Source organism: Microbulbifer sp. 2205BS26-8 (assembly GCF_030731025.1).
Classification (GTDB): Bacteria; Pseudomonadota; Gammaproteobacteria; order Pseudomonadales; family Cellvibrionaceae; genus Microbulbifer; species Microbulbifer spongiae.
In genome coordinates, this window is sequence record NZ_JAVAMR010000099.1 from 1 (window position 1) to 2,908 (window position 2,908).

The 2,908-nt window shown below is 61.1% G+C and carries 1 protein-coding gene; it reads left to right on the top strand.

The window, feature by feature from the left end; genetic code table 11:
* On the top strand, window positions 1–2,908 hold a 2,908-nt coding region (locus Q5Y71_RS16545), incomplete at both ends, for a hypothetical protein (RefSeq protein ID WP_306043186.1).

Genomic DNA, 2,908 nt, shown 5'->3' on the forward strand with positions numbered 1-2,908 from the left:
AGGAGCCCGCGAACTTTGACCCGGGGTATGAGTTCGCGCTCGAGGACGGTGTGCTGGTGCAGGAATTCCGGCCGGTTTCCGAAGAGGCGCCCGAGGACACTGTTCAGGTGCATTACCGCCGCCTCAAACAGATACAGTTGTGTGCCTATAACGCCAATGGCGGCGGCCGCCAGTGCCTGAGCCCGCTGGTGTTCGACTGGAAGCTGACCGACTCCGCCCACCCGGAGGATTTTGCCACGGGTATCGAAACCGTGACCGACGGCCTGGGGGCGCAGACCAAGTTTGAGTTGGAGCGGATCTCCGACAAACCCGGCGAGCAGGCAGTGGGGCGCTTTGATGAGGGCACAACCCTGTTTGGCTCCGTCGGTGCCATTCCCGATGCCAGCCCGGTAGAGGCGGTGGAGGGCGACTACCGCACCGTGGTGACGAAGATGCTCCGCTCCAACGGTTACCGCAACGGTTGGCACAGTACCGAGTACGCTTACCAGGGGGTGGGCCTTACCAGTGACAAACATTGGGGCTTCCTCGGCTATAGCGCCCAGCGGATTTACGATACTGAAGCCAAGATCGTCACCTACCGCCAGTTCCGCCAGGACTTTCCCCACTTTGGCAAAGTGGCGCGGCAGCTGCAGTACCATAACAACCACAGCTTCGGCGAGTTGCTGACGCGCCGGCGTATCAGCCACAGCGCCCTGGCACTGTCGGTCGGGAGCAATACCACTTATTACCCCTATGTGGCCCAGAGCCTGGATACCCTGTTGGAAGACGGGGAGACCCTGGGCTATGTGATTGCCGATACCACCCCCCAAACCAGCAACTATGGCAGTGCCGGTGAACTGCCCAGTGGCAGTGTGCGCACCCGTCGCACCGTGCACTCCACCCAGATCAGCGAAAGCCAGAGTGTGTGGGGAGATGTCATCCCCGTGACTGTCTACGGCAATCCCCGGCGCAGCGTGGAAAGCACCACCCTGCTGGAAAACCGCGTCAGCGGCCACTGGCTGATCGGCTTCCCCAGTGCCGAGGAGCAGCGCCACTACGCCGGCGCGATAACCGGTACACCGGACCAGGTGGCCAGCAGCACCATGACTCCCTACGGCAATACCAACCGGGTGCAGACACTGACCCGGTACCCCGGTGATGCCAAATACCAATTGGCGGTTACCTATGCCTACGACGCCCACGGCAATATCAACCGCGAAACGGCCACCGGCAAGGTGGATGCCACCCTCAATGGCACCGGTACCCAAACCCGCAGCACGGTGGTGAACGGTGCTTTTGCCGACCGGCGTTACGCCACCAGCCTCAGCAACAGTCTCGGCCACACCATCACCATGGCGTACGACCACCGCTTTGGCAGCACCAGCCGGATTACCGATGCCAACAACCGCTCCACCCGCATCGAGTACGATCCTTTCGGGCGCACAGTGCGCCGCACCAATGCCGACGGCGTGGCCTTTGCCAGCCAGTACAATTTCTGCCACGGCATTTGCCCCACGGTTGGCGACATCGAGGTGCCGTACTGGGTACAGACCGAATCGCCGATCACCCCTACGGCAGAGTACTATTACGACCAGTTGGGCCGCCTGGTACAGCAGGACAGCCAGGCGTTCTCTGGCAATCACGTCTCCCGCCGCGAGTTCAAGTACGACACACAGGGCCGCCTGGCCCTGGAAACGGCGCCGTTCTTTGCCCAGGGTGCGGCAGCGGTTGATGGCAAGCCGATCACCAGTTACGAATACGACCTGCGCCACCGTCTCAAAACGATCGACAAGGCCGGTGGTGGCACTGTGGCCATCCACCATGCCACCAGTACTGGCAGTAGCGGCAAGCAGGTAAAGGTCCGTGTGACCGAATCCGTGGTGGGCGAAGGGGGCACCAGCACCCAGGTGAAGGAGAGCTACTACGACCTCAACGGCGATCTGGCCAAGACCGTGGACGACGCCACCGGCCTGGCGGTGGCCACCGACTACACCTACTATGGCAGCGGCCTGCCGAAAACCGTGACCGTCACCGGTGACAGCGGCACAATCGCCTCCAGTTTTGTGATCGACCAGGCCGGTTTCCGCACCAGCCTCACCGACCCCAACCTGGGCACGGTCACCAGCGGTTACAACGCCTTTGGTGAAATGGACCGGCAGACCGACAACAAGGGCCAGAGTATCACCTACCGCTACGACCAACTGGGCCGCCTGCTGCAACAACAGGATGCCCAGGGCCTGGCCCAGTGGGAATATGATGCCACCAACGCCATTGGCGCCCTCAAGAACCGCAGCTATACCGACAGCGGTACCCAGGTATTCCTTGAGGAGTACACCTATCGCACAGACAGCAAGCTGGATAACATCAGAACCCAACTGGCTATCAATGGAGGAACCCCCACCTATCGTCACCGCTATGGCTACGATAGCCAGGGCCGCACCAATAAAATCATCTACCCCAATGGGGTGGAGGGCCATTACCGCTACAACCAGCGCGGCTATCTGCAGAGCCTCAGTAGTGATGCCGCCGGCAACAACCCCCTGCAGACGTTTGATAACATGAATGCCTGGGGCCAGGTGGAACAGGAAACCTACGGCAATGGTGTGGTGACCAACCGCACCTACAACCCGGATACCGGGCGTCTGGAAACCATTAATACCGGCGGTGGCCAGGTGCAGAACAATGCCTACCACTGGCGTTCCAACGGCACCCTGGAGAGCCGCCTGACCTACAGTGCCTCGCAAACCCTGCAAAAACAGGAAAACTTTGCCTACGACGGCCTGAACCGCCTGCACAGCGCCACTACGGTTGCCGGTGGCAACCGGGTGCTCAGCACCCGCTACGACGAATTGGGCAATATCCTCTCCAAGACCTCCAGCAATAGTGCCGATACCCAGGTGACCGGCTACCAGTATGGCCAGACCGGCAA